This is a genomic window from Streptomyces sp. NPDC014891, from assembly GCF_043081085.1.
In the GTDB taxonomy this organism is placed as follows: Bacteria; Actinomycetota; Actinomycetes; order Streptomycetales; family Streptomycetaceae; genus Streptomyces.
Genome location: NZ_JBIBWF010000005.1, coordinates 635,553 through 661,920, shown reverse-complemented (window position 1 = coordinate 661,920; position 26,368 = coordinate 635,553). Strand labels below are relative to the sequence as shown.

18 protein-coding genes are annotated in these 26,368 nt (G+C 70.7%); 15 read left to right on the top strand and 3 right to left on the bottom strand.

The window, feature by feature from the left end; all coding sequences use genetic code 11:
* Positions 1-38: 38 nt before the first annotated feature.
* The gene (locus tag ACF09E_RS18275) at positions 39-1,376 is read right to left on the bottom strand and encodes a glycoside hydrolase family 18 protein (protein ID WP_392206076.1); all 1,338 of its coding nucleotides are present in this window, start codon (positions 1,374-1,376) and stop codon (positions 39-41) included.
* A 414-nt stretch (positions 1,377-1,790) separates the two neighbouring features.
* On the opposite strand from ACF09E_RS18275, the gene ACF09E_RS18270 reads away from it, so the two are divergent.
* The 6 genes from ACF09E_RS18270 (at position 1,791) to ACF09E_RS18245 (ending at position 8,721) form a co-directional block, all read left to right on the top strand.
* Complete coding sequence (locus ACF09E_RS18270; protein ID WP_392206075.1) at positions 1,791-2,543, top strand: GntR family transcriptional regulator; 753 nt, start codon at positions 1,791-1,793, stop codon at positions 2,541-2,543.
* A 371-nt stretch (positions 2,544-2,914) separates the two neighbouring features.
* The gene (locus tag ACF09E_RS18265; protein ID WP_392206123.1) at positions 2,915-4,612 is read left to right on the top strand and encodes a purine-cytosine permease family protein; all 1,698 of its coding nucleotides are present in this window, start codon (positions 2,915-2,917) and stop codon (positions 4,610-4,612) included.
* A 154-nt stretch (positions 4,613-4,766) separates the two neighbouring features.
* Positions 4,767-4,946, top strand: coding sequence for an SPOR domain-containing protein (locus ACF09E_RS18260; protein WP_392206074.1), 180 nt, complete (start codon positions 4,767-4,769; stop codon positions 4,944-4,946).
* A gap of 40 nt (positions 4,947-4,986) precedes the next feature.
* Positions 4,987-5,439: a (deoxy)nucleoside triphosphate pyrophosphohydrolase gene (locus ACF09E_RS18255; RefSeq protein WP_392206073.1), complete on the top strand. Its 453-nt coding sequence runs from the start codon at positions 4,987-4,989 to the stop codon at positions 5,437-5,439.
* Between the two features lie 144 nt (positions 5,440-5,583).
* On the top strand, positions 5,584-6,006 hold the full coding sequence (locus ACF09E_RS18250) for an ATP-binding protein (RefSeq protein ID WP_392206072.1): 423 nt from the start codon (positions 5,584-5,586) through the stop codon (positions 6,004-6,006).
* Positions 6,007-6,150: 144 nt separating this feature from the next.
* On the top strand, positions 6,151-8,721 hold the full coding sequence (locus ACF09E_RS18245) for a SpoIIE family protein phosphatase (protein ID WP_392206071.1): 2,571 nt from the start codon (positions 6,151-6,153) through the stop codon (positions 8,719-8,721).
* 194 nt (positions 8,722-8,915) lie between these two features.
* Here ACF09E_RS18245 and ACF09E_RS18240 read toward each other — a convergent pair whose 3' ends face one another.
* Together ACF09E_RS18240 and ACF09E_RS18235 are read right to left on the bottom strand one after the other, a co-directional pair.
* A complete protein-coding gene (locus tag ACF09E_RS18240; RefSeq protein ID WP_392206070.1) occupies positions 8,916-9,623 on the bottom strand; it encodes a PspA/IM30 family protein in 708 nt (235 codons plus the stop codon).
* Positions 9,624-9,676: 53 nt separating this feature from the next.
* Positions 9,677-11,779 carry a TPM domain-containing protein gene (locus ACF09E_RS18235; protein WP_392206069.1) on the bottom strand — a complete coding sequence of 701 codons (2,103 nt, stop codon included), beginning with the start codon at positions 11,777-11,779 and terminating at the stop codon, positions 9,677-9,679.
* A 132-nt stretch (positions 11,780-11,911) separates the two neighbouring features.
* Between ACF09E_RS18235 and ACF09E_RS18230 the strand changes: the two genes are divergently transcribed.
* The 9 genes from ACF09E_RS18230 to ACF09E_RS18190 all read left to right on the top strand — a co-directional run bounded on the left by ACF09E_RS18230 (position 11,912) and on the right by ACF09E_RS18190 (position 26,303).
* Positions 11,912-12,961 (top strand): hypothetical protein, encoded by a 1,050-nt coding sequence (locus tag ACF09E_RS18230; protein ID WP_392206122.1) that lies wholly within the window; start codon positions 11,912-11,914, stop codon positions 12,959-12,961.
* A 514-nt stretch (positions 12,962-13,475) separates the two neighbouring features.
* Entirely contained in the window at positions 13,476-15,944 is a 2,469-nt protein-coding gene (locus tag ACF09E_RS18225) for an ABC transporter family substrate-binding protein (RefSeq protein WP_392206068.1), read from the top strand.
* Positions 15,945-16,224: 280 nt separating this feature from the next.
* Positions 16,225-18,126, top strand: a complete 1,902-nt coding sequence (gene typA / locus ACF09E_RS18220) for a translational GTPase TypA (protein WP_361852473.1) — start codon at positions 16,225-16,227, stop codon at positions 18,124-18,126.
* Positions 18,127-18,665: 539 nt separating this feature from the next.
* Complete coding sequence (locus ACF09E_RS18215; protein WP_361852476.1) at positions 18,666-20,303, top strand: ABC transporter substrate-binding protein; 1,638 nt, start codon at positions 18,666-18,668, stop codon at positions 20,301-20,303.
* 170 nt (positions 20,304-20,473) lie between these two features.
* Positions 20,474-21,406 carry an ABC transporter permease gene (locus ACF09E_RS18210; RefSeq protein ID WP_361852510.1) on the top strand — a complete coding sequence of 311 codons (933 nt, stop codon included), beginning with the start codon at positions 20,474-20,476 and terminating at the stop codon, positions 21,404-21,406.
* Complete coding sequence (locus ACF09E_RS18205) at positions 21,399-22,346, top strand: ABC transporter permease (protein WP_392206067.1); 948 nt, start codon at positions 21,399-21,401, stop codon at positions 22,344-22,346. Before ACF09E_RS18210 ends, ACF09E_RS18205 begins: the two co-directional genes overlap by 8 nt.
* Before the next feature lie 14 nt (positions 22,347-22,360).
* Positions 22,361-23,419, top strand: a complete 1,059-nt coding sequence (locus ACF09E_RS18200; RefSeq protein WP_392206066.1) for an ABC transporter ATP-binding protein — start codon at positions 22,361-22,363, stop codon at positions 23,417-23,419.
* Complete coding sequence (locus tag ACF09E_RS18195; protein WP_392206065.1) at positions 23,412-24,500, top strand: ABC transporter ATP-binding protein; 1,089 nt, start codon at positions 23,412-23,414, stop codon at positions 24,498-24,500. Before ACF09E_RS18200 ends, ACF09E_RS18195 begins: the two co-directional genes overlap by 8 nt.
* Positions 24,501-24,677: 177 nt before the next feature.
* The gene (locus tag ACF09E_RS18190; RefSeq protein ID WP_392206064.1) at positions 24,678-26,303 is read left to right on the top strand and encodes an ABC transporter substrate-binding protein; all 1,626 of its coding nucleotides are present in this window, start codon (positions 24,678-24,680) and stop codon (positions 26,301-26,303) included.
* Positions 26,304-26,368: the final 65 nt, after the last annotated feature.

The window sequence follows — 26,368 nt, the reverse complement described above, 5'->3', positions numbered from 1 at the left end:
GGGCCCGGCCGTCGCCGTACGGCGGCCGGGCGGGCGGGTCAGCGCCGGGTCAGGCCCCGGTCGATGGCGGTGATCAGCTCCCCGTCGGGGGTGTCCCCGTCGAGCGACCAGATCATGGCGCCGGCGAGCCCGTTCTGCCGTACGTAGGACGCCTTGGTGCGGAGCACGGTCGGGTCGTCGTACGTCCACAGGTTGGTGCCGTCGAAGAGCCAGGCGTGGCCGTTCCGGTAGTCGCGGTGGAGCTTGTACGTGCCGGACGCGGCCAGCTTCTTGAGGTGCTTGTAGTCCTCCGAGCCCGCCACCCAGGTCGCGGGGGCGGGGCCGGTCGCCGGCTGTCCGAGGCCGTCGCCGCCGCCGGTGACGCCGGTCCAGCCCTGGCCGTAGAACGGCATGCCGACCACGAGCTTGTGGGCGGGCGCGCCGCGGCGCAGCCACGCCTTGACCGTCTGGTCGACGCTGAAGTCGTTCTTGGCGAAGAGCGCGGACTGCTGGGCGGTGGTCTTCTCGCCGGAGACGTGGAAGTCGTAGCCCTGGAGGTTCACGAAGTCGAAGTCCCGCATGATCTTGGAGACCTCGAAGCCCGCGTCGATCTTGGCGGGTGCGGTGGGCACGTACGCGCTCAGCTCGTAGTGCTTGCGCTGGGCCTTCGGCAGGGAGCGGCCGTAGGCGTCGAGCTGGGTGCGGAACTCCCGTACGAGCTTGGTGAAGTTGGGCTTGTCCTCGGGACGGATCACGTTCCCGGGGGCGCCCTCCGAGCCGGGCCACTCCCAGTCGAGGTCCACGCCGTCGAAGACCCCGGCCGCCGCTCCGGCGCCGCCGCGGGCGCCGTCCACGGGGAGGTTGCCCTTGATGTACGTGTCGATGCAGGAGGCGACCAGGGCCTTGCGGCCGGCGTCGGTGCGCACCGCGTCGGAGAAGTGCGCGGAGCCGGTCCAGCCGCCGAGCGAGATCATGACCTTGAGGCCGGGGTTCGCGGCCTTGAGCTCGCGCAGCTCGTTGAAGTTGCCGGCCAGCCGCTGGTCCGCGGTGTCGCCGACGCCGTCCACCGAGGAGGCCGCGTCGACCGGGCGCACGTAGTCCGCCCACGGGTCGGAGCCGGGGGCGTTGCCCATGAGGCACTTGCCGTCCGTGCCGATGACGCCGAAGGCGTAGTTGATGTGGGTGAGCTTGGCGGCGGTACCGCTCGTCTTCAGGTCCTTGACCTGGAAGTTCCGTCCGTAGATGCCCCATTGGGTGAAGTAGCCGATCCGCTTCAGCTCGGGCTTGTGCCCGGACGGCTGGTGCGCGTCGGCGGTGGGGGCCAGGGTGGCGAGGAGACCGAGGGTGGCCGCGGCGGCCGCACCGAAGGTCAGCTTGGTCATGGCTCTGGGACGCATGGGCTCGTTCCTGTGCGAGGCGGGATGGCGCGTGCGGTGGAGCGTGCGGGACGGCGCGGACGGCCGGGGGCGTGCGCGCCGTGGAGCGTGCGTGCGGGTGGAGCGGGCGTGCGAGTGGGGCAGGCGTGCGGGGTGGAGCGTGCGTGCGGGGTGGAGCGGGCGTGCGCGCAGCGCGGAGTGCGCGCCGGGTGGCGTGCGTGCGGTGCGGGTGCGTCGTGCGGGTGTGCTGGCAGGAACGTATTGGTCTGTACCAATGCGGGTCAAGAGGGCCGACGCCGTCTATCCGGGTGACGCTGCGCAGCAAGAGGTGTGAGCTCGGCGTCATCACTTCGGGTGAAACTTTGGCCCATGCTTGCGGATCGCGACCGACGGTTGCCAGGCTGTAGCTGTCAGTCAACCTGAGGGGAGTGTCCAGTGACGTTCGGTGAGCAGCCCGCCTATCTGCGCGTGGCGAGCGATCTGCGGGAGAAGATCGCGAACGGCTCGCTTCCCCCGCATACCCGCCTCCCCTCGCAGGCACGCATCCGCGAGGAGTACGGGGTGTCGGACACCGTCGCGCTGGAGGCCCGCAAGGTGCTCATGGCCGAGGGGCTGGTGGAAGGGCGCTCCGGCTCGGGCACCTACGTCCGCGAGCGCCCGGTGCCGCGCCGGATCGCCCGTTCCGGCTACCGCCCCGCGTCGGGCGCCAGTCCCTTCCGGCAGGAGCAGGCGGCCGAGGGGACCCGCGGCACCTGGGAGTCGAGCAGCGAGCAGGAGCCGGCGAGCGCCGAGGTGGCCGAGCGGCTCGGCATCGAGCCGGGGGAGCGCGTGATGCGCACGCGGTACGTGTACCGGGACGGCGGCGAGCCCATGATGGTCGCCACCTCCTGGGAGCCGCTCGCCGTCACGGGCCGGACGCCGGTCATGCTGCCCGAGGAGGGCCCGCTCGGCGGCTGCGGGGTCGTCGAGCGGATGGCCGCGATCGACGTCGTCGTGGACAACGTGGTGGAGGAGGTCGGCGCCCGGCCGGGCCTCGCCGAGGAACTGCTGGCGCTCGGGGGCGTGCCCGGCCATGTCGTGATGGTCGTGGAGCGCACGTACTACGCCTCGGGCCGGGCCGTCGAGACGGCCGACGTCGTCGTCCCCGCCGACCGCTACCGCCTCTCGTACCACCTGCCGGTGCGGTGACCGTTCAGCGGGCCGCGCCGTCCGCGCGCCGTGACCCCGAGTTAACGGCCCGTCAAGTCGCGTAACCCCGGCGCAACCGCGCGCCGCCGCCGTCCGTCACGCGCGGCTCCTACCTTCCTCGTCCGTACCCGCGAGCCGGTCGGACGACAGGAACCCTCATGACGGACACGGTCACCACGCCCACCCCGGAACCGGGCGGGGCCCTCACCCCCGCCCCCGGGCCCGGCGGAGTCCTTGCGCCCACCCCCCAGTCCGCCGGCGCCGGGCCCACCCCCGAGCCGGACGGAGGCACCGCACCGGCGGCGGGCGGGGGCGCCGCACCGGCGGCGGGCAGGAGCACCGCACCTGTGGCGGACGGGGGTGCCGCGGCCATGGCGGGCGGAGGTACCGCTCCGCCGGCCGCCGGGCCCCGGCGCAGCTACGCCAAGCTGGCCGCCGACGAGAGCCGCGAGGACTACTCGCTGCGCTACGCCCCGCACTCGTTCCGGCGCTGGTCGCCCGGGACCGTGGCGGGCACCGCGCTCGGCGGCATCGCCTACCTCGCCGACTTCGCGATCGGCGCCTCGATCGTGTTCACCTACGGCTTCGGCAGCGGACTCGCCTCGATCCTCGCCGCCGCCACGCTCATCTTCCTCACCGGCATCCCCATCGCCCGGGCCTGCGCCACCTACGGCCTGGACATGGACCTGATCACCCGCGGGGCGGGCTTCGGCTACTTCGGGTCGACGCTCACCTCGCTGATCTACGCCTCCTTCACCTTCATCTTCTTCGCCCTCGAAGGCTCGATCATGGCCCAGGCCATGCACCAGGCCGTGGGCCTGCCGGTCGAGATCGGCTACCTCGTCACGACCCTCATCGTCATCCCGATCGTCTTCCGCGGCATGGGCGCCCTGGCCAAGGTGCAGGCTTGGACGCAGCCGGTCTGGATCGTCGGCATGGTGCTGCCCTTCGCCGTCCTGGCCTTCGAGGCCCCCGACGCCTGGGGCGCCTTCGCCTCCTTCGGGGGCACGGAGGGAGCCGGCGCGGGCTTCTCCTGGATCGGCTTCGGCCTCGGCACGGGCGTCGCGCTCTCCCTGATCGCCCAGATCGGCGAACAGGCCGACTACCTGCGCTTCATGCCGGCCAGGACGGAGGCCACCAGGCGCCGCTGGAACCTCGCCGTGCTCGCCGCGGGCCCCGGCTGGGTCGTCATCGGAGCGGCCAAGCAGCTCGGCGGCGCCTTCCTCGCGTTCGTTGCCCTGGAGGCCGTCGGCAAGACCCACGCCCTGGAGCCGATCGCCCCTCAGATCGAGGCGCTCAAGCCCTGGCTGGGAACCTTCGCCCTGCCCGCGGCCGCGCTCTTCGTGATCGTCTCCCAGGTGAAGATCAACGTCACCAACGCCTACAGCGGCTCGCTGTCCTGGTCGAACTTCTTCTCCCGCGTCACCCACCGGCACCCCGGCCGCGTCTGGTACATCTTCCTCAACCTCGCCATCGCCCTGACGCTGATGGAGATGAACATGTTCGCGGCCCTGAACAAGCTGCTCGGGTTCTACTCCAACGTCGGCATCGCCTGGATCACGGCCGTCGCCGCCGACCTCGTCATCAACAAGCGGGCCGGCTGGAGCCCCCCGTACATCGAGTTCAAGCGCGCCTACCTGTACGCCGTGAACCCGGCCGGCTTCGGTGCCATGGTCATCGCCTCCGCCGTCTCCATCCTCGCCTTCTTCGGTGTCTTCGGCGCCTACGCGCAGGCCTTCTCCACCTTCATCGCCGCCGGTCTCGCCCTGGTCCTCTGCCCCCTGATCGCCTGGGCGACCAAGGGCCGCTACTACCTCGCCCGCCCCAACACCGTGAACGGCCCGGCCGCCGGGACCGTCGACGAGCGCGCCACCCATACCTGCGCCGAGTGCGAGACCGCCTACGAACTCCCCGACATCGCCGACTGCCCGGTGCGCTCTGGCCCGGTCTGCTCCCTCTGCTGCTCGCTCGACGCCACGTGCGGCGACGCCTGCCGGAAGGACCCCGAGGCCGCCGGCCCGGTCCTGATGCCCGTGCCGACCGTGCCCGGAGCCGCCCCCGCCGCGTGACTTCGGCCTCCCTCCGTCGGTTCCCGGCCGATCCGTATCTCTTTGTGCAATCCCGTATCCGCTGTGTGAAGGTCAGGCGTAAGCTCCGGCATATGCGGATTGCGGTTTCACGGAGATCCTCAACGGCGCCCGGACCGGCGGAGGGAGAAGCCTGATGGCCGAGAGCGGCCCTGTCCTGGCCTGGCTCGTCATTCGGCAGGACGACAACGGCAACCGCTACCGGGTGGGGCGGTACGCGACCGAGGACGAAGCGCGGAAGATCGCGGACAGCCTCGACGCCCGCGGCCACAAGCAGCTCTACTGGGTCGAGCGCATCGGCAGCCCCGCGCTCTGAGCCCGACGGACGACGGCGGGGCCGGGCTACGCTCGCGCCCATGACCGAACCCACCACCGGCCCCGCCGCGCCCCGCGAACCCGACGTGGTCGTCGTCGCGGGCGCCCTGTTCCACCGGGGGCGGCTGCTCGCCGCGCGCCGCAGCGCCCCCGTCGAGCTCGCCGGCCGCTGGGAACTGCCCGGCGGCAAGCTCGAACCCGGCGAGAGCCACGAGGAGGCCCTCGTCCGCGAACTGCGCGAGGAGCTCGGAGTCGAGATCGAGCCCGGCGAGCGACTCCCCGGAGAGTGGCCCCTCAAGCCCGGATACGTCCTCCGGGTCTGGACCGCCCGACTGCTGACCGGCGACCCCCGCCCGCTGGAGGACCACGACGCCCTGCGCTGGCTCACCCGCGCCGAGCTGGACTCGGTCGACTGGCTCGACCAGGACCGCCCCGCCGTCGCCGAGGCCGCCCGGAGACTCCCGGCGACACCCGTCGCGGGAGCGCGGGACTGAACTTTCTACGCCGTTCGTGCCACCGTGCGCCCGCTGCTGCGCCCAGCGCGATATCACGCCCCATATTCCGGGTATGTCCTGAATGACCCGTTGAATGAGGACGTGGGCCTTCCTGCTGACGCACGGCTGGGGAAGTGATCGGGTGTGATCGACACCGACGGCGACCGGGCCGAGTGGAACTTCCCTGCGGAGGCGAACGCCGTGCGCACGGCACGCCACGCCGTACGCGAGACGCTGCGGTCCTGGGACCTCGACGCGGCCGTCGGAGACCTCACCGTCCTGCTGGTCAGCGAGCTGGTGACCAACTCCCTCCGGTACGCGTCCGGACCGATCGGCGTGCGGCTGGTCCGCCCCCGGCCCGACGGCACCGATCCCGCCCACCGGCCCGGGCTGCTGGTGGAGGTGTCCGATCCGCTTCCGGATCCGCCCACCGCGCGGGCCCCGGGACCCGAGGACGAAGGGGGCCGCGGACTCGGTCTGGTGGCCTGTTCCGCCCGCCGCTGGGGCACTCGTAAAGGAAGGACCGGCAAAACCGTATGGTTCGAGCTGGCTCTCCCTGGTGAGTAAACAGGGTGGGACAACGATCACCGGCACTCGGCGCGAGGCGAACGAGACCACCCTGTGATCGTGAACGTCGTACCGCCGGAGCCCGCCGTATTGAATACTGCGGGAATGGCCGGTCCGGTGCGGTGAGCTGGAGGGGACGGTCGCGTGAGCGAGATACCTGAGAAGGCGAGTGGCGGCGTGGTGTGGCAGAGCAGCCCGCCCGGCTCCATCTATGACTACATCCGGGTGGCGTCCTTCTCCATCGGGCCCGACGGACTCGTCGAGCAGTGGAGCCGACGCGCCGTGGACCTCTTCGGGGTGACCGCGGAAGAGGCCATGGGCAAGGACCCCGTCGAGGCCTTCATGCCCGCCGACCAGCGCGAGCGCGGCCACCGGAGGGTCCGCGAGATCCTCGACGGCAAGGAGTGGACAGGACTCGTCCCCTTCCGGATCCCCGGCGACGACCGGCCGCACGGCATCGCCGAGATGTACGTCATGCCCAGCGAGACCACCACCGGGGAACGGGCCGCCCTCTGCATCGTCGTCGACGTCCGCGCCCTCCGCCGCATCGAGACGGACCTCGCCGCCTCCCAGGCGATATTCGGCCAATCGCCCTTCGGCTTCCTCCTCTTCGGCACCGACCTCACCGTCAAGCGGGCCAACCGGCGCTTCGCCACCGTCTTCGGCGGCTCCGCCGACGACCACCGCGGCCGCACGGTCCACGACTACCTCAACCTGCCCGAGGCCGACCGGATGACCGCCGCCCTCCGCAGCGTCCTGGAGACCGGGGAGTCCGTCACCGACTTCGAGATCGTCGGCGCCGCCCCCGGCTCCCGCGACCGGCGCCACTGGTCCATCAACCTCTACCGCGTCCACAGCGGATCCGGCCGCCCGATCGGCGTCGCCGGCCTCGGCATCGACGTCACCCGCCGCCACAACGCCGCCAGGGAAGCGGCCAGCGCCCGCCGCAACCTCGCCCTCCTCAACGAGGCCGGCGCCCGCATCGGCAACTCCCTCGACCTGGAGGCCACCGCCCGCGAGCTCCTCGACGTCGCCGTCCCCGGCTTCTGCGACCTCGCCTCCGTCGACCTCTACCAGGGGCTCCTCACCGGCGACGAGGCGCCACCCGGCCGCTGGGGCAGCTCCCACGACGTCGGCTACGGGGCCGGCAGCGCCGAACTCCGCAGGGTCGCCTTCGCCAGCGCCGTCTCCGACACCCCCCTGAGGACCGACGAGGGCCACGGCCCCGGCGGCGGCTGTTGCGCCACCGAACCCATCCAGGTCGGCGCCGTCCACCGCTTCCCCTTCAACTCCCCGTGCGCCGGAGCCCTGCGCACCGGCCGCCTCCGGACCGTGCCCGGCGCCGACGGCGAGCTCGTCCAGAGCACCCTGGTGGTCCCGATGGTCGCCCACGACACCGTCGTCGGACTCGTCCAGTTCTCCCGGACCAAGGGCAGCGAGTCCTTCGGAGAGCGCGACCGCGCCCTCGCCGTCGAACTCGCCGCCCGCGCCGCCGTCTGCATCGACAACGCCCGCCTCTACCGCCGCGAGCACGAGCGCGCCCTGATCCTCCAGCGCAGCCTCCTCCCGCCCGGCGACCCCGAGGCGGCCGGGCTCGACATCGCCTGCCGCTACCTCCCCGGCACCGCCGCCACCGAGGTCGGCGGCGACTGGTTCGACGTCATCGAACTCCCCGGCCACCGCACCGCCCTCGTCATCGGCGACGTCATGGGCCGGGGACTGCGCGCCGCCGTCGCCATGGGCGAACTGCGCACCGCCGTCCGCACCCTCGCCCAGCTCGACCTGGAACCCGCCGAGGTCCTCTCCCACCTCGACGAGATCGCCCGCGGCCTCGGGGCCCCGATCGGCGCCCAGCAGTCCCGCGGACACAAGTCCCGCGGCCCCGAGCTCTCCGAGGTCTACCTCGCGACCTGCGTCTACGCCGTCTACGACCCGGTCACCCGCCGCTGCACCTTCGCCAACGCCGGACACCTCCCGCCGGTGCTCGTCGAACCCGGCGAGGAGGCCCTGCTGCTCGACGTACCCCCCGGGATGCCGCTCGGGGTCGGCGGCGAACCCTTCGAGGAGGTCGAGGTCGAACTCCCGGAAGGCGCCCTCCTCGCCCTCTACACCGACGGCCTCGTCGAATCCCGCGACCACCCCCTCGACGAGGGCCTGAGCGCCTTCCGACGGGCCCTCACCGACCCCGCCCGCCCCCTGGAGGACGTCTGCGACCGCGTCCTGACCAGCCTGGAGACGGGACACGGCGAGGACGACATCGCCCTGCTCATGGCCAGGATCCAGGGCCTGCCCAGCGAGGCGGTCGGCGACTGGCGGCTTCCCAGGGAACCCCGCTCCGTCGGCCGGGCCCGCGAACTCGCCCGCACCCAGCTGAAGGCCTGGGACCTCGAAGCGCTCGTCGACACCGTCGAACTCCTCGTCAGCGAGCTCGTCACCAACGCCCTGCGCTACGGCGAGGGGGAGATCCGGCTGCGGCTGCTCCTCGACCGCAGCCTCGTCTGCGAGGTCTGGGACGCCGGCCTCGTGCAGCCCCGGCGACGCCGCGCCAAGGACACCGACGAGGGCGGCCGGGGCCTCCAGCTCGTCGGACTGCTCAGCTCCTCCTGGGGCTCGCGCCGCACCCCCCGCGGCAAGACCGTCTGGTTCGAACTCCCCCTGCCGGACGGCGAGGGCACGGCGGAACCCACCGTGGAGCAGCTCCTCAGCATGTTCTGACACCCGCCGCGCCCACCAGGCCGCCCGCCCGAGCCGTCGCCCGGCCGCCACCACGCGACCGAGCACGCCCGCGCGGGCGGCGGCGAGCGCGGCGACGACCGCGTGGGCGGCGCACGGCGTGTGGTGGCGGCCGAGCGAGCCGGCCGCGTGGCCGGCGCCGCCCGCGGCGGCCGACCCGGCACCCGGGCGCCGGGTCAGCCCTTGAGCGCCGCCAGCCGGGCCTCGATCTCGGCGCTGTCGCCCAGCGCGTCCAGCTGCTCGAACTGGGCGTCCAGCGAGGACGCCGCCAGCTCCTGCTTGCCCATGACCCGCGCCTCCTCCCGGCGCACCTTGTCCTCGAACCGGCTCAGCTCGCTGGTCGGGTCGAGCACGTCGATGTTCTTCACGGCGTCCATCATCGTGTTCTGCGCCTGGGCCGACCGGGCGCGGGCCACCAGCTCGTCCCGCTTGGCCTGCAACTCGCCGAGCTTCGCCTTCATCTGGTCGAGGCCCGTCCTGAGCTTCGCGACCACCTCGGTCTGCGCGGCGATCGTCGGCTCCGCCGTCCGCGCCTCCTTCTCCGACTGGAGCTGACGGCCGAGCGCCACCTTCGCCAGGTTGTCGAAGCGGTCCGCCTCCGCCGTCTGCCCGCCGCCGCGCAACTCGTCCCCCTTGCGGCTGGCGGCCAGCGCCTTGCCGCCCCACTCCTTCGCCGCCGCCACGTCCTCCTGGTGGTCCTGCTCCATCAGCCGCAGATTGCCGATCGTCGCGGCCACCGCCTCCTCCGCCTCCGCGATGTTGTTCGAGTAGTCGCGGATCAGCTGGTCCAGCATCTTCTGCGGATCCTCCGCCTGGTCCAGCAGCGCGTTGATGTTGGCCTTCGCCAGCTGGGTGACCCGGCCGAGGATGGTCTGCTTGCTCATGGCTCTTCTCCTTGAGAGGGACAGAAAGGGGGAGGGGACGCGCCGCGCCGCCCTCAGAAACGGCCTCCGCCGCCCAGCCGGCCGCGCGTGCCGCCGCCGCCGAAGCTGCCGGGCCCGCCGCCGAGACCTCCGCCCCCGAAACCCCCGCCCGAACCTCCACCGAACCCCCCATGTCCGCCTCCCCTTCCCCCGCCGAACAGTCCGCCGAGGATGATGCCGCCGAGCACCGCACCGCCCAGCCCGCCGCCACCTCCCACCCCTGTTACACCGCCCGGGCCGTTCGGGTTCCCATATCTCCGGACGTCCTGCTCGGCGAGGTCCTGAGCGCGCCGGGCGAGGGCGTCCGCCTGCCGGGCCTCCGCGAGGGCGTTCTGCGGGTCGTCCGCCTCGGCCAGCACCCGCGCCTTCTCCCAGCGGCGCTGCGCCTCGGCCAGCCGCGTACGGGCCTCGCTGCCCACCGCGCCCCGGTGCGTGGTGACGTAGTCCGCGGCAGCCCCGATCGCCGAGCGGGCCGTCAGCATCGCCTGGTCGAGGAGCGCACGGGCGCGCCGACTGCCCGACTCGCGCTCCCGCGCGCCCTCCAGCGCCTCGTCGAGCACCCCGTCGGCCTCCTCCACCCGGCGCAGCGCGTCGAGCGGGTCGTACCGTCCGGAGTCCATGACCCGCCGCACCTCGGCGAGCACCGACTCCGCTCGGGCGACCCGGCCCTGAAGATCGGCCGTCGAGACCCCCTCGGCGGTCCCGCGGAGCAGCCCGCGGGCCTCCGCGAGGTCGGCGTCCGTCTCCGACAGGGCGCCGGGCAGCTTGCCGACGGCCTCGGCCAGCTCCTGTGCCCGCCGGTCCACCGCCTCGGCCAGCCGGGCCGCCTGGTCCACCGCGCCCTCGGCCGCCCGGATGTGGACGGCGGCCCCGCCGTTGTCGCCGGCGTCGATCCGGGCGCGGGCCTGCTCGACGTGGTCCGCCGCGAAGACCAGCCGGTCCCTGGCCTGGTCGACGTCACCGGCGACGGGCGCGGCCGCCGTCTCCGCGTACCGCTCGCGCATCGCCGTCAGCGCCGCCTCGGCCGTGTCCGTCCTCCCGGTCTGCTCCCGGACCGCGGCCCCGACGGTCGCCAGGGCCTCGGGAGCGGTCCGCTCCAGGGCCCGCAGCCGGTCGAAGTCCTCGCTCTCGGCGTCCAGCCGGGCGTTCGCCTCCGCGCAGCGGCGCAGGATCTCCTCCAGCATGCTCCGCCGGGTCGCGTCGTCCTCGGGGAACGCGTCGTCGAGCTTCTGCCGCAGCCGGAACGAGGCCGTCAGCTGCTCCTCGGCGAAGGAGACCGCCTCGGTGAACGGCCGGACGGACTCCTCGCCGAACTGGGCGGTCGCGAAGCCGAGTTCCTCCTGGCTGGTGCGGACGGCGTCGTCGGTGGCCACCAGCGTCTGCCGGGCCTGACCGTCGAGCTCTTCCAGGGAGGGCGGTGCGGGCGCCTTCGGCGGGCCCCAGCCCTGCCCGCCCTGGGGCGTGGTGCGGGTCTCGGACCGCCGGCGCCGCTTGGTGAACGCGTAGGCCGCCACGGCGCCGGCGCCGCCGACGAGGACCACCGGGAGCACCAGGTCGGTCGCCGAGGTGCCGTCCCCGGCCGCGCCGCCCGGATCGGCGGGCCCGGGGGTGATCGCCGGAGCGGGGACGGGCTGCCCGGCGAGGACGGCGGCGTAGCCGTCGGCCGCGCCGATCGCGGCGCCCGCCCAGTCGTTCTGCCGGAGCGCCGGTTCGATCGCCGTCCGCGCGACGTCGTCCAGCTGTCCCTGGGTGAGGGGGCCGTCCGGGGCGGCGGAGTAGCCGTACAGGCGGTCGTGGGTCGCGACGGCGAGCAGCAGGTCGTCGGTCCCGAGGCCGTTGCGCTCGGCCGTGGCGTCCGCCCAGTCCTGGCCGCCGCGACCGGAGAAGTCCCGTACGTAGACGACGAAGAGCTGGACCCGCCGCTCGTCGTAGAGCCGGTCGAGGGCCTGTGCGACGGATGCGCGGCGGTCGCCCAGCGCGTCCACCCGGTCGGTGATCTGCCCGTCCCGGGACAGGACGACCGGGTCGTCGGCACGGGCACCGTGAACGGCGGGCACGAGGAGCCACCACGCCGCCACCAGTACCGCGAGAAGGGTTCGGGTGGCTGTTCGCGTCACAAAGGGGAGGTTATGTCCGCATATGACCGGCCGCGACCGGACGGCGACTCCCTGAGGGGCCGCGGAAACCATTCTCCACAGCCCTGCGTCACTGTCGGTAGCCGCCGCTACGGTGAGAAGCGGTGGAACGACCTGCACGACGGCACACGGGGGGCTCGGGTGAGTGGACGGCTGAGGCGTATGTGGCGACGGGGGCGCTGGTTCGTGCTCGGGCTCGTCCTGGTCCTCGTGGCGCCCCCGTTGTTCGGCGCGCTCGCCCTGCGCGTCAACTACGCGGGGGACCTCAGGGGCGACGCGAAGACCCGTGACAAGGACGCCGTGTGGCTCGGCCACGCCTGGGTCGACGGCCGGAAGAAGGACGCCGACCTCGCCGCGTTCGCCGCGCGCGTCAAGGACACGGGGATACGCGACCTGTACGTCCACGCGGGGCCCCTGGAGCACGACGGCACCCTGCCCGCCGCCAGGTACCCCCGCGCGAAGTGGTTCGTCGACGCCGTGCACCGGACGATGCCGGGGATACGTGTCCAGGCCTGGCTGGGCGACGTCCTCGCCAACGACGGGCCGGGGCCCGGCCTCCGCCTCGACAGGGCCGCGTCACGCGCCGCCGTCGTGAGCTCCGCCCGGCAGATCCTCGACGTCGGCTTCGACGGGGTCCACTTCGACCTGGAGCCGCTGCTGTCCGACGACGCCGACTACCTCTCCCTGCTCGACGACCTGGGGGAGGTCACCCGGCCGCGGAAGGCGCAGCTCTCCATAGCCGCCCACCAGATCGATCCGCTCCCCGGCCTGCACTCGGCCAACGGCCTGCTCACGGGCAGGGAGAAGTGGTGGTCGCAGAAGTTCTTCGGCCAGGTCGCCCGCCGCGTCGACCAGATCGCCGTCATGTCGTACGACACGTGGATGCCGCTGGAGAGCCTGTACGGCGGGTACGTCGCCCAGCAGACCAGCCTCGCCCTCGAAGTGACTCCGGAGTCGACCGACCTCCTGATGGGCCTCCCCTTCTTCCACGAGGACGACCTCGGCCACCACGAGAACGCGGAGACCGTCGAGGCCGCCGTCCGGGGCGTCAGACTCGGCCTCGGACGCACCGACCCCGACCGCGCGCGCTTCGGCGTCGCGCTCTACGTCGACTTCGCCGCGGAGGAGGGTGACTGGGCGGCCTACCGCGCCGGCTGGCACTGAGCGGCGCCCGGGCCGCCGGCCCGGGACCACGGCGGGGGCGAAAGGCCCGGCCCCGCCGGGGCAGGCCCTAATCGGGGCCTGTTCGGCCCCCGGGCCTGTTCGTGCCCGAAACGTGCTGCTCGCCTGGCCCCGGTTGCTGCTCGACGGCGCCGGGGTACCGATCGCGGAGCTCTTCGCGGACGGGGCAGCGGCAGGCTGTCGCCCCGCCGCCCGCCGCCCGCCGCCCGCCGCCCGCCGCCCGCCGGACGGCCGCCTCGACGGCCGGAACCGACTCCATCCATGCCTTCACCGACACTCCCGCCGACTGCCTCGGCGGGAGCGCCGTGCCCCCTTTCTGTCGCCGCCCGGCCGCACCCGCGGCCGCCCCGTCCCGCTCGCTGTTGGGCCGCACGAGTGGGGTTTCCGGCCGCGTCGTCGTGTCGCCGTGGCCGGATCCTTTCCTTCCTTTTCAGTGGATGAGCAATAGGTGTGATCATCTCCAAATGGAATGAATCTGGACGAAGGGGTACAAGTCATGTCCCAGATCGGCGCCCCTCGCGGGAGGACATGCTCCAGGAGCCCCCGCTCCCGCACGCTCCGCTCCGTCGCCACGCTGACCAGTGCCGCCCTCGCCGTCACCGTCCTCGCCGGATGCTCGTCCGACGACGCGGACGAGTCCCGGGCCGCGGCCCAGGACAACGCGCCCGCCGCCCGTGAGCGGGTCGCCGACGGAGGAACCCTGCGCTGGGCCGTCGACGCGTTCCCCACCACCCTGAACTCCTTCCAGGCGGACGCCGACGGTGCCACCTCCCGGATCGCCGGTGCCGTGCTCCCCGCGCTCTACACGATCGACGAGCGCGGCCGGCCGCAGCGCAACCCCGACTTCCTGGAGTCCGCGCAGGTCGTCGAGACGGAGCCCAAGCAGGTCGTCCTCTACAAGCTCAACCAGCAGGCGGTGTGGAGCGACGGACGCGAGATCGGGGCGCCCGACTTCGTCGCCCAGTGGCGCGCGCTGAGCGGCCGCGACACCGCGTACTGGACCGCGCGGAACTCCGGGTACGAGCGGATCGAGAAGATCGAGCGGGGCAAGAACGACCTGGAGGTGCGGGTCACCTTCGCCAAGCCCTACGCCGACTGGCAGTCCTTGTTCACCCCGCTGTACCCGAAGCAGGTCATGGGATCCCCGGCCTCCTTCAACGACGGGGCCCGCACCACCCTCAAGGCCACTGCAGGACCGTTCCTGCTGAAGGCGGTCGACCGCAAGAGCGGCGATGTCACCCTCGCCCGCAACCCCCGCTGGTGGGGCCAGCCCGCGAAGCTCGACAGCATCGTCCTCAAGGCGGTCGCCCGCGCGGACCGCGCGGACGCCCTCGCCAGGGGAACCCTCGATCTGGCCGAGATCGACCGGTCCACCGCCGAGCGCATCTCGCTCGCCCTCCGCGACGCCCGGGCCGGCCGAAACGGCGCCCAGGCCGCCCTCGCCCACGGCCCCGGCTCCTCGATCACCCCCTCCAAGGCCCTGAAGTCCTGGGCACTCGCCCACGGCTCGGACGAGGAGAAGGCGGAGGAGGTCAGGGCCGCCCGCGAGCAGAACCAGAAGGCCGTCGCCGCGTACGCGAACGCCCAGGACGTCCTGGCGAGGTACGCGGTCCGCAAGTCCCTGGAGCCCGCCTACACCCAGCTCTCGCTGAACGGCGAGTCCGGGCCGCTCGCCGACGAGCGGGTGCGGCGGGCGGTGGCCCGTGCGATCAACCGCAAGGAACTGGCCGAATCCGTACTCAAGCCGCTCGGCCTCCCGGCCGATCCGCCCGGCAGCCACCTGGCCCTCGCGGGCCAGTCCGCGTACGCGGACGGCAGCGACGCCCTCGGGAGCCAGGACACCGACGAGGCACGGGCCCTCCTCGCCGACGCGGGCTGGGTGCCCGGCGGCGCGGCGCGGAAGCCCGCGGACGGCACGAAGGCGGGCAGCGAGGCGGAGAAGGGCGAGAAGAAGGGCGCCGGGGAGAAGACGGGGGAGGAGGGCGCCGAGGAGAAGGGGAAGACGGCGGAGAAGGCCGGGGCGGCGGAGAAGGCCGGGGCGGCGGAGAAGGAGGACACCGCCGGCTCCACCGACGCCAAGAAGCCGAGCTCCGACACCGCTTCCGACAGCGCTTCCGACGCCGCCTCCGACGAGGGCCTCTACATCGTCGGCGACGACAAGCCGGGCGAGCGCCGGGCCGCCGCCGTCGGTGGTCCCGAGAGCGGCACCCGCATCCTCGCCCCGGCCCCCGCGGCGGCCGTCCAGAGCGCGGCGCTCCTCGCCCGCGCCGAGGCACTCGACACGGGGACCGGCGCCCAGGCCGCCCAGACGATCACCCGGACGGACAAGGGGGTGGCCGGGGCGTACGCCCCGCGCGGCACCGCCGCCCCCGTGAGCGCCGCCGACGCGGCCAAGACCCTCGGCAAGGACGGCAAGGCCCTCAGCCTCCGCTTCGTCCTGCCCTCCGGCCCCGGCTCCGAGGCCCTGCGGGCGGTCGGCGACCGGATCGTCCGGATGCTCGACGCGGTCGGCATCCGCACCGAGGTCACCAAGGTCTCCGACGACAGCTTCTTCAAGGACCACGTGGCCTCGGGCGACTACGACCTGGCCCTCTACTCCTGGCCCGCCACCGCCTTCCCGGCGACCGACGCCCGGCCGATCTTCGCCAAGCCCGAGCCCGCCTCGGACGGCTCCCTCCTGGTCGAGCAGAACTACTCGCGGGTCGGCACCGACCGCATCGACCAGCTCTTCGACCAGGCCGCGGCCACCCTCGACGAGGAGGAGGCCCGGGAGCTGGTGCGCCAGGCCGACGCCCGGATCTGGGCGGCGGCCGGCTCCATCCCCCTCTACCAGCGCCCCCAGCTCGTCGCCGCCAAGGCGGATCTGGTGAACGCCGGAGCCTGGGGCCTGGCCGGCCCGCGCTACCAGGACATCGGCTTCAAGAAGCCCGAAACCTCCAAGGGAGCCGAGCGAAACACCCCCTGAAAACCCCGAAAGCCCTGAAACCCCAGGTCACAACCTCAGAACCAGCTCAATTTCCTTGCCCGCCGGTGATCCCGGCGGGCAGGATCGCGTCGGCCCTTTGACCCGGTCGCACGACCTCCCCCACACCCTTGCCCCTGCTCGGCACCACCTCTCGGATCTTGGCCGGGGAAGCCCCTTGCGCGGCAGCCCCGTACCATGGACATAGCCGTGGCGCGTCCGCCCGGCGGGCGTACGAGGAACTGACGCCGCATCCCACGATCCGAGAGAAGCGCAAGCACCCATGCCCACGCGCCACGACATCCGTAACGTCGCCATCGTCGCCCACGTCGACCACGGCAAGACGACCATCGTCGACGCCATGCTCAAGCAGGCCGGTGCCTTCGCCGCCCACCAGCAGCTCGACGACCGCATGATGGACTCGAACGACCTGGAGCGTGAGAAGGGCATCACGATCCTCGCCAAGAACACGGCGGTGAAGTATCACCCCAAGGACGGCGGGGCCCCGATCACGATCAACATCATCGACACCCCGGGCCACGCCGACTTCGGTGGCGAGGTCGAGCGCGGTCTCTCGATGGTGGACGCGGTCGTCCTCCTCGTGGACGCCTCCGAGGGTCCGCTCCCGCAGACCCGCTTCGTGCTGCGCAAGGCGCTCCAGCAGCGCAAGCCGGTCATCCTGTGCATCAACAAGACGGACCGCCCGGACTCCCGGATCGACGAGGTCGTCAACGAGACCTACGACCTCTTCCTCGACCTGGACGCGGACGAGGACCAGATCGAGTTCCCGATCGTCTACGCCTGCGGCCGTGACGGCATCGCCTCGCTGACCAAGCCGGAGAACGGCACGGTCCCCGCGGACAGCGACAACCTGGAGCCGTTCTTCAACGCCATCCTGGAGCACGTCCCGGCCCCGGTGTACGACGAGACGGCGCCGCTCCAGGCCCACGTCACCAACCTGGACGCCGACAACTTCCTCGGCCGCATCGCGCTCCTCCGCGTCGAGCAGGGCGAGCTGCGCAAGGGCCAGACGGTCGCGTGGATCAAGCGGGACGGCACGATCTCGAACGTCCGCATCACCGAGCTGATGATGACCGAGGCGCTCACCCGCAAGCCCGCCGAGGTCGCCGGCCCCGGTGACATCTGCGCCGTCGCCGGCATCCCGGACATCATGATCGGCGAGACCCTGGCCGACCCGGAGAACCCGATCGCGCTGCCGCTGATCACGGTCGACCAGCCGGCCATCTCCATGACCATCGGCACCAACACCTCGCCGCTCGTCGGCCGCGGTGGCACGGGCAAGGGCGCGGACGCCAAGGCCGCCGTCAAGAACCGCAAGGTCACCGCCCGTCAGGTCAAGGACCGCCTGGACCGCGAGCTGATCGGCAACGTCTCGCTCCGCGTCCTCGACACCGAGCGCCCGGACGCCTGGGAGGTCCAGGGCCGTGGTGAGCTCGCGCTCGCCATCCTGGTCGAGCAGATGCGCCGCGAGGGCTTCGAGCTCACCATCGGCAAGCCGCAGGTCGTCACCAAGGAGGTCGACGGCAAGGTCCACGAGCCGGTCGAGCGCCTCACGGTCGACGTCCCCGAGGAGCACATGGGCGCCGTCACGCAGCTCATGGGCGTCCGCAAGGGCCGCATGGACAACATGTCGAACCACGGCTCCGGCTGGGTCCGCATGGAGTTCGTCGTTCCGTCCCGCGGCCTGATCGGCTTCCGTACGGAGTTCCTCACCAACACCCGCGGTACGGGCATCGCCCACTCGATCCACGAGGGCCACGAGCCGTGGTTCGGTGCGCTGACCACCCGTAACAACGGTTCGCTGGTGGCCGACCGCGCCGGTGCCGTCACCGCGTTCGCGATGACCAACCTCCAGGAGCGCGGCGTCCTGTTCACCGACCCCGGCACCGAGGTGTACGAGGGCATGATCGTCGGCGAGAACTCCCGCTCCGACGACATGGACGTGAACATCACCAAGGAGAAGAAGCTCACCAACATGCGCTCCTCCTCCGCCGACTCCTTCGAGGCGATCGTCCCGCCGCGCAAGCTGTCGCTGGAGCAGTCCCTGGAGTTCTGCCGCGACGACGAGTGCGTCGAGGTCACCCCGGAGGCCGTGCGCATCCGCAAGGTCATCCTCGACCAGAACGCGCGTGGCCGCGCCTCCTCGCGCGCCAAGAACGGCTGAACCACGGCCGTAGCGACCGGAGAAGACCGTAGGCCGAGCAGTCGGCCAGATCGGTCGGCATCGGCCGCATGCGACCGATGACAGTGGGGTAGATCACGTCTCTGTGATCTACCCCGCTTTCGGTTCGACACCCCGTCAACACCGGAGCCCGGACCCCCGCAGGCAGTGGGGGAGTCCGGGCTTTTCGTCAACTTCCGTCAACTCCATTTCACCGGCCCGGTGTCCGCATATCGGCCATCGCTCTCCGGTACGTGTGTTAACGGTCCGTTTCGGGGGTGTCTGTCTGTGCTCAGTTTGTCCGGATTTCGGTATCTGGGCATGTGGTGATGTTGTCAAAACGAGACCACTTAAGTGTGGTTTACAGCCCGGACGTACTTAATAGTTGGCTCCATTGAGCTCGGGTCAATGGGTCACGCACTGTGGGGAGTGCCGACTCACGAGCACACTCGGGGCACTTGAGTGCAATGCCGTCAGGGGTGTCGGCAGAACTCGGAGTGCCCCTCTTGTAGTGACAAAAGTGGACTCATGAGGAGGAACCCATGCGCGGTGCCAAGAGCGCCAAGTGGGTAACGGGCGCGATCATCGTCGCCCTTGCTGCGACCGCCTGTGGCGGGGGTAAGAGCGACAGCGGCGACGCCAAGGGCGCTGTTGACCCGAACGGAATCTTCTCCGTCGAGCTGGGCGAGCCTGAGAAGCCCCTGCTCACCGGTGACACGATGGAGTCCAACGGCTCCGCGGTCATGGCCGGCCTGTTCTCGACCCTGGTCGACTACAAGGCCGACGGCTCCCTGGAGATGATCAACGCCGAGTCCGTCACCACGACCGACTCGAAGACGTGGACCGTCAAGCTCAAGCCGGGCTGGACCTTCCACGACGGCACCCCGGTGACCTCCAAGTCCTACGTCGACGCGTGGAACTGGAACGCCAGCCTGAAGAACGCCCAGGGCCTCTCGTCCTGGTTCGCGGACATCAAGGGCTACGACAAGGTCCACCCGGACGCCGAGGGCGCCAAGCAGACCGCGGACAAGCTCGACGGCCTGTCGGTCGTCGACGAGACCACCTTCAAGATCGAGCTCTCGAAGGCCGTCCCGTACTTCGGTCACAAGCTGGCCTACATCGTCTTCGCCCCGCTGCCCGAGTCCTTCTACAAGGACCCGGCCGCCGGTGGCCAGAAGCCGGTCGGCAACGGTCCCTACAAGTTCAAGAGCTGGGACCACAAGAAGAAGATCGAGATCACTCGGTACGACGACTACAAGGGCCCGAACAAGGCGAAGAACGGCGGTGTGGTCTTCAAGAACTACACCACCCTCGAGGCCGCGTACGAGGACCTGAAGTCGGGCAACGTCGACGTCCTGCGTCAGATCGCGCCGAAGGACCTCCCGGTCTACCGCCAGGACCTCGGCGACCGCGCCGTGGACCAGCCGTACTCCGCGATCCAGACCATCGCCGTCGCCTTCTACGCCGACCAGTGGAAGAAGCCGAAGGCGATCGACCCGCGCGTCGTCCAGGGTCTGTCCATGGCGATCGACCGTGCCACCATCACCAAGACGGTGCTGCAGGGTACCCGTGAGCCCGCGACCGGCTGGGTCGCCAAGGGTGTCCTGGGCTTCCAGGAGGACGGTGGCGCCGGCGTCACCAAGTTCGACCCGGCGAAGGCCAAGGAGCTCATCAAGGCCGGCGGCGGCGTCCCCGGCAACAAGATCTCCATCCAGTTCAACGCCGACGGCGGCCACAAGGAGTGGGTGGACGCTGTCTGCAACTCCATCCAGCAGGCCACCGACGTGCAGTGCGTCGGCGACAGCAAGCCGGACTTCCAGGCCGACCTGACCGCTCGCAAGACCAAGCAGGTCAAGTCCCTGTACCGCTCCGGCTGGGTGCTCGACTACCCGGTGAACGCCAACTTCATCTCGGACCTGTTCCGCACGGGTGCGGCGGGCAACCAGGGCGACTTCTCCAACAAGGAGCTGGACGCCGAGATCGCCAAGGCTGACTCCGCGGCGACGCTGGACGAGTCGGTGAAGCAGTTCCAGGCCATCGAGAAGGAACTGAAGAACTACATGCCGTCCATCCCGCTCTGGTACTACAAGGTCAACGCGGGCTACTCCGAGAAGGTTTCGGGCGTGGCTTACGGTCAGGACGGCGACCCGATCCTGACCGGCGTCGAGGTCACGAAGTAATCACCCAAGCGTAGTCCGCACGCCGTCGCGGGACTGACGGATCGTCAGTCCCGCTCGGTGCCTTATGCAGTGGCTGGGGGGCCCTTCCGCGACACTGTTCTGCCCGTCATCGGGGCAGGACGTCGTGGGAGGGCCCCCGGCTGCCGCCGTCACATCTCAACGGAGGCATGATGGGGCGCTATGTCGCACGACGACTGCTCCAGATGATCCCGGTCTTTTTCGGGACGACCCTGCTGATCTTCCTCATGGTCTACAGCCTGCCCGGCGACCCCGTGGCCGGTCTGTTCGGTGACAAGGGCGCGTCCCCCGCCACCATCGCCGAGATCAGACACAAGCTCGGTCTCGATCAGCACATCCTGAAGCAGTACTGGGACTACATCAGCGGGATCATCTTCCACCTGGACTTCGGGACGCAGATCCGCAACGACCGTCCCGTCACCGAGGTGCTGGGTGACGCGTTCCCCGTCACGCTGCAGCTCGCAGCGCTCGCCTTCGCCGTGGAGCTGGTCTTCGGCATCGGCCTCGGCGTCATCGCCGGTCTCCGCGCCGGCCGCATGGCCGACAACGCCATCCTGATCTTCACCCTGCTGATCATCTCGATCCCGGTCTTCGTGCTCGGCTTCATCATCAAGATGGTGTTCGCCTTCGAGCTCGGCTGGATCGAACCCAACGTCAGCAACGACCAGTTGCTCTCCGAGATGATCGCCCCGGCCATCGTCCTCGGCGGTCTCTCCCTCGCCTACGTCGCGCGGCTCACCCGTACGTCCATGGCGGAGAACCTCCGCGCGGACTACATGCGCACCGCGGTCGCCAAGGGTCTGCCGCGCAGCCGCGTCATCGGCGTCCACCTCATGCGCAACTCGATGATCCCGGTCGTCACCTTCCTCGGCACCGACATCGGCGCCCTCATGGGCGGTGCGGTCGTCACCGAAGGCATCTTCAACATCAAGGGTGTCGGTGGCCTGATCTACGAGTCGATCAGCCGCCGCGAGGGAACCACCCTCGTCGGCCTCGTCACGATCCTGGTGGTCATCTACCTCATCACCAGCCTGCTCATCGACCTGCTGTACGCGGTCCTGGACCCGAGGATCCGGTATGCCTGACGTGACCAAGACCGCGACCGCTCCCGCGGACGCCGTCGACACCCCCTCGGTGAGCGTCCCCGAGGTCAAGGCGGAGAAGGCGCGCAGCCTCTGGGGCGACGCCTGGCGCGACCTGCGCCGCAACCCGTACTTCCTCGTGTCGTCGGTGCTGATCTTCTTCCTGCTGCTGATCTCGGCCTTCCCGGGCATGTTCACCAGCGCCTCGCCGACCACCGGTGACCTCGTCAAGCACTACGTCGGCAAGCCGGAGCTCGGCAACATCGGCTCCGCGGGCTGGCTCGGTTACGACATCCAGGGCCGCTCCGTCTACGCCCGACTGATCTACGGCACGCGCGCCTCGATCATCGTCGGCGTCGCCGTGACCGCGATCGTCACCGTCCTCGGCGGCATCGTGGGCATGATCGCCGGCTACTTCGGCGGCTGGGTCGACGCGATCCTGTCCCGACTGACCGACATCTTCTTCGGCATCCCGTTCCTGCTCGGCGCCATGGTCGTCCTCCAGGCGTTCGTCGAGCGGACCGTCTGGGTCGTCGTCTTCGCCCTCGCCTTCCTCGGCTGGACGCAGATGGCCCGCGTCATGCGCGGCGCCGTGATCACGGTCAAGCACGCCGACTACGTCCACGCGGCGAAGGCCCTCGGTGCCGGCACGACCCGGATCCTCTTCCGGCACATCCTGCCGAACTCCATGGCTCCCGTGATCGTCGTCGCGACCATCGCGCTCGGCGGCTACATCTCGGCCGAGGCCACCCTGTCCTACCTGGGCCTGGGTCTCGCCTCCCCGACCGTCTCGTGGGGTGTCGACATCTCCGCGGGCGTTCAGGCGATCCGTACGTCGCAGCACATCCTGCTGTACCCGTCGATCATGCTGAGCCTCACCGTTCTGGCGTTCATCATGCTCGGCGAAGCCGTCCGCAACGCCCTCGACCCCAAGCTGCGCTGAGGAGGGCGTAACAGATGAGCATCATCGACAAGACCGCGTCCGTCCCGGCGCCCCGCGACGGCGCCGACCACAACGGTCCGCTGCTCGAAGTCCGCGACCTGCACGTCGAGTTCCACACCCGTGACGGTGTGGCCAAGGCGGTCAACGGAGTCAACTACTCGGTGAACGCCGGCGAGACCCTCGCCGTCCTCGGCGAGTCCGGCTCCGGCAAGTCCGTCACCGCGCAGGCCATCATGGGCATCCTCGACATGCCGCCCGGCAAGATCCCGCAGGGCGAGATCCTCTTCCGCGGCCAGGACATGCTGAAGATGGCCGAGGAGGAGCGCCGGAAGATCCGCGGCCGGAAGATCGCGATGATCTTCCAGGACGCGCTGTCCTCCCTCAACCCGGTCCTCACCGTCGGCTACCAGCTCGGCGAGATGTTCCGGGTGCACCAGGGCCTCTCCAAGAAGGCCGCCACGCTCAAGGCCGTCGAGCTGATGGACAAGGTCAAGATCCCCGCCGCCAAGGCGCGGGTCACCGACTACCCCCACCAGTTCTCCGGCGGTATGCGCCAGCGCATCATGATCGCCATGGCGCTCGCCCTGGAGCCGGACCTGATCATCGCCGACGAGCCCACCACGGCTCTCGACGTGACCGTCCAGGCCCAGGTCATGGACCTCCTCGCGGAGCTCCAGCAGGAATACAACATGGGCCTGATCCTGATCACCCACGACCTCGGCGTCGTCGCCGACGTCGCGGACAAGATCGCCGTGATGTACGCCGGCCGGATCGTCGAGCAGGCGCCGGTGCACGAGCTCTACAAGCGCCCGGCCCACCCCTACACCAAGGGTCTCCTGGAGTCGATCCCGCGCCTGGACCAGAAGGGCCAGGAGCTCTACGCGATCAAGGGGCTCCCGCCCAACCTGCTCCGGGTGCCCACCGGCTGCGCCTTCAACCCGCGCTGCCCCATGGCCGACGACATCTGCCGCACGGAGGTCCCGGCGCTGGTGCCCGTCACCGAGCAGAACGGTGCGGACCTCCCGGGCCGTACGAGCGCCTGCCACTTCTGGAAGGAGACGATCCATGGCTGACCTCAGCAAGAACGACGAGGCCGTGGAGGCCGCCATCGAGGCCCCCGTGGGCCGCGGCGAGCCGATCCTGCAGGTGCGCAACCTGAAGAAGCACTTCCCGCTGACCCAGGGCATCCTCTTCAAGAAGCAGGTCGGCGCGGTCAAGGCCGTGGACGGGGTCTCCTTCGACCTGTACCAGGGCGAGACCCTCGGCATCGTGGGCGAGTCCGGCTGCGGCAAGTCCACGGTCGCCAAGCTCCTGATGAACCTGGAGCAGGCCACCGCCGGCGAGGTCTTCTACAAGGGCCAGGACATCACCAAGCTGGGCGGCCGCGCGCTGAAGGCCGTGCGCCGCAACATCCAGATGGTGTTCCAGGACCCGTACACCTCGCTGAACCCGCGCATGACGGTCGGCGACATCATCGGCGAGCCCTTCGACATCCACCCCGAGGTGGCCCCCAAGGGCGACCGGCGCCGCAAGGTGCAGGAGCTGCTGGACGTCGTCGGTCTGAACCCGGAGTACATCAACCGGTACCCGCACCAGTTCTCCGGCGGTCAGCGCCAGCGCATCGGCATCGCCCGCGGCCTCGCGCTCAACCCGGAGATCATCATCTGCGACGAGCCGGTCTCGGCCCTGGACGTCTCCGTCCAGGCGCAGGTCATCAACCTGATGGGGAAGCTCCAGGACGAGTTCAACCTGTCCTATCTCTTCATCGCGCACGACCTGTCGATCGTCCGGCACATCTCGGACCGCGTCGGCGTCATGTACCTCGGCAAGATGGCCGAGATCGGTACGGACGAGCAGATCTACGAGCACCCGACGCACCCGTACACCCAGGCGCTGCTCTCCGCGGTGCCGGTGCCGGACCCGGAGGCCCGCGCGCACCGCGAGCGGATCATCCTGACCGGTGACGTCCCCTCGCCGGCCAACCCGCCGTCGGGCTGCAGCTTCCGCACCCGCTGCTGGAAGGCGCAGGAGAAGTGCGCGCAGGAGACGCCGCTCCTGGCGATCCCGCAGCGCTTCGCCGGCCAGGACAGCCCGGCCGCCCACTTCTCGGCGTGCCACTTCGCCGAGGAGAAGCAGGTCGTGCCGGTGCACTGACGCACCGAGCGGCAGACACGACGGAGGGCGCTCCGGTCCGTACCCACGGACCGGGGCGCCCTTCGCGTGTCCCGCCGGATCGCCGGGCCACCGTCCGGCCGCGGTAAAAGTGCACCCCCGTCAGTATCGGGTGATATTGGGGCCTAAGTCATACTTAGGACATTCGGGAGGCACTCCATGCGCGGAGCCACGCACGCCAAGTGGGCCGCTCTGGCCACCGCCGTCGCCCTCGCGGCGACCGCCTGCGGCGGCGGCGACAGCGGCGGCGGCGGAGGGGCCGACGGCATCGTGAGCTCCTCGTGGGGCGACCCGCAGAACCCGCTGGAGCCCGCCAACACCAACGAGGTCCAGGGCGGCAAGGTCCTCTCCATGATCTTCCGCGGGCTCAAGCAGTACGACCCGAAGACCGGCGAGGCCAAGGACATGCTCGCCGAGAAGATCGAGACGACCGACTCGACCAACTTCACGATCACGGTGAAGGACGGCTGGACCTTCTCCAACGGCGAGAAGGTCACCGCGAAGTCCTTCGTCGACGCCTGGAACTACGGCGCGAACCTGAAGAACAACCAGAAGAACGCCTACTTCTTCGGCCAGATCGAGGGCTACGACCAGGTCCACCCCGAGAAGGGCGAACCGACCGCCGAGACGATGTCCGGCCTCAAGGTCACCGGCCCCCAGACCTTCACGGTCAAGCTCACCCAGAAGTTCTCCACCTGGCCCATCACCCTGGGCTACGCGGCCTTCTCCCCGCTCCCGCAGACCTTCTACACGGACCACGCCGCCTGGCTGTCGAAGCCGGTGGGCAACGGCCCGTACACCGTCGACTCGTACTCCAAGGGCTCCCAGATGGCCCTCAAGCGCTGGGACGCCTACCCGGGCCCCGACAAGGCCCAGAACGGCGGCATCACCCTCAAGGTCTACACCGACAACAACACCGCCTACACCGACCTGACGGCCGGCAACCTCGACCTCGTCGACGACGTCCCCGCCTCCCAGCTCAAGAACGTCGAAGCCGACCTCGGCGACCGGTACATCAACGTCCCGGCCGGCATCATCCAGACCCTGTCGTTCCCGTTCTACGACCCGGCCTGGAACAAGCCCGGACAGGAGAAGCTCCGGCAGGGCCTCTCCATGGCGATCGACCGCGACCAGATCACCCAGACGATCTTCCAGAAGACCCGGACCCCCGCCGTCGACTGGACCTCCCCGGTCCTCGGCGAGGACGGCGGCTTCAAGGACGTCTGCGGCGACTTCTGCAAGTACGACGCCGCGGAGGCGAAGAAGCTCGTCGCCGAGGGCGGCGGCATCCCCGGCGGCACCATGAAGATCTCGTACAACGCCGACACCGGCTCCCACAAGGAATGGGTCGACGCGGTCTGCAACTCCATCAACCGCGCCCTCGGCAACAACAAGGCCTGCGTCGGCAACCCGGTCGGCACCTTCGCCGACTTCCGCAACCAGGTCACCCAGTCGAAGATGGACGGCCCCTTCCGGGCCGGCTGGCAGATGGACTACCCGCTCATCCAGAACTTCCTGCAGCCGCTGTACTACACCAACGCCTCGTCCAACGACGGCAAGTACACCGACCCGCAGTTCGACAAGCTGGTGAACGAGGCGAACGCCGAGGCCGACACCGCGAAGGCCATCGGCCTCTTCCAGCAGGCGGAGGAGGTCCTCCGCGACGACATGGGGGCCATCCCGCTCTGGTACCAGAACGGCAGCGCCGGCTACTCGGAGCGGGTCGGCAACGTCACCCTGAACCCGTTCAGCGTCCCGGTCTACGACCAGATCAAGGTCAACTGACGTCGTAGCAGGTCGGAGGCGTACGGCCCGGCCCGCGGACCCCCCGCGCCGCCGGGCCGTACGAC

What these genes read in the sequence shown, in the direction of transcription:
- ACF09E_RS18255 (WP_392206073.1), top strand. Translation starts at nt 4,987, where the DNA reads ATGACCGAACCCACCACCGGCCCCGCCGCGCCCCGCGAACCCGACGTG.
- ACF09E_RS18195 (WP_392206065.1), top strand. Translation starts at nt 23,412, where the DNA reads ATGGCTGACCTCAGCAAGAACGACGAGGCCGTGGAGGCCGCCATCGAG.
- ACF09E_RS18190 (WP_392206064.1), top strand. Translation starts at nt 24,678, where the DNA reads ATGCGCGGAGCCACGCACGCCAAGTGGGCCGCTCTGGCCACCGCCGTC.
- ACF09E_RS18225 (WP_392206068.1), top strand. Translation starts at nt 13,476, where the DNA reads ATGTCCCAGATCGGCGCCCCTCGCGGGAGGACATGCTCCAGGAGCCCC.
- ACF09E_RS18275 (WP_392206076.1), bottom strand. Translation starts at nt 1,376, where the DNA reads ATGCGTCCCAGAGCCATGACCAAGCTGACCTTCGGTGCGGCCGCCGCG.
- ACF09E_RS18200 (WP_392206066.1), top strand. Translation starts at nt 22,361, where the DNA reads ATGAGCATCATCGACAAGACCGCGTCCGTCCCGGCGCCCCGCGACGGC.
- ACF09E_RS18240 (WP_392206070.1), bottom strand. Translation starts at nt 9,623, where the DNA reads ATGAGCAAGCAGACCATCCTCGGCCGGGTCACCCAGCTGGCGAAGGCC.
- ACF09E_RS18215 (WP_361852476.1), top strand. Translation starts at nt 18,666, where the DNA reads ATGCGCGGTGCCAAGAGCGCCAAGTGGGTAACGGGCGCGATCATCGTC.
- ACF09E_RS18260 (WP_392206074.1), top strand. Translation starts at nt 4,767, where the DNA reads ATGGCCGAGAGCGGCCCTGTCCTGGCCTGGCTCGTCATTCGGCAGGAC.
- ACF09E_RS18265 (WP_392206123.1), top strand. Translation starts at nt 2,915, where the DNA reads ATGGCGGGCGGAGGTACCGCTCCGCCGGCCGCCGGGCCCCGGCGCAGC.
- typA (WP_361852473.1), top strand. Translation starts at nt 16,225, where the DNA reads ATGCCCACGCGCCACGACATCCGTAACGTCGCCATCGTCGCCCACGTC.
- ACF09E_RS18205 (WP_392206067.1), top strand. Translation starts at nt 21,399, where the DNA reads ATGCCTGACGTGACCAAGACCGCGACCGCTCCCGCGGACGCCGTCGAC.
- ACF09E_RS18210 (WP_361852510.1), top strand. Translation starts at nt 20,474, where the DNA reads ATGGGGCGCTATGTCGCACGACGACTGCTCCAGATGATCCCGGTCTTT.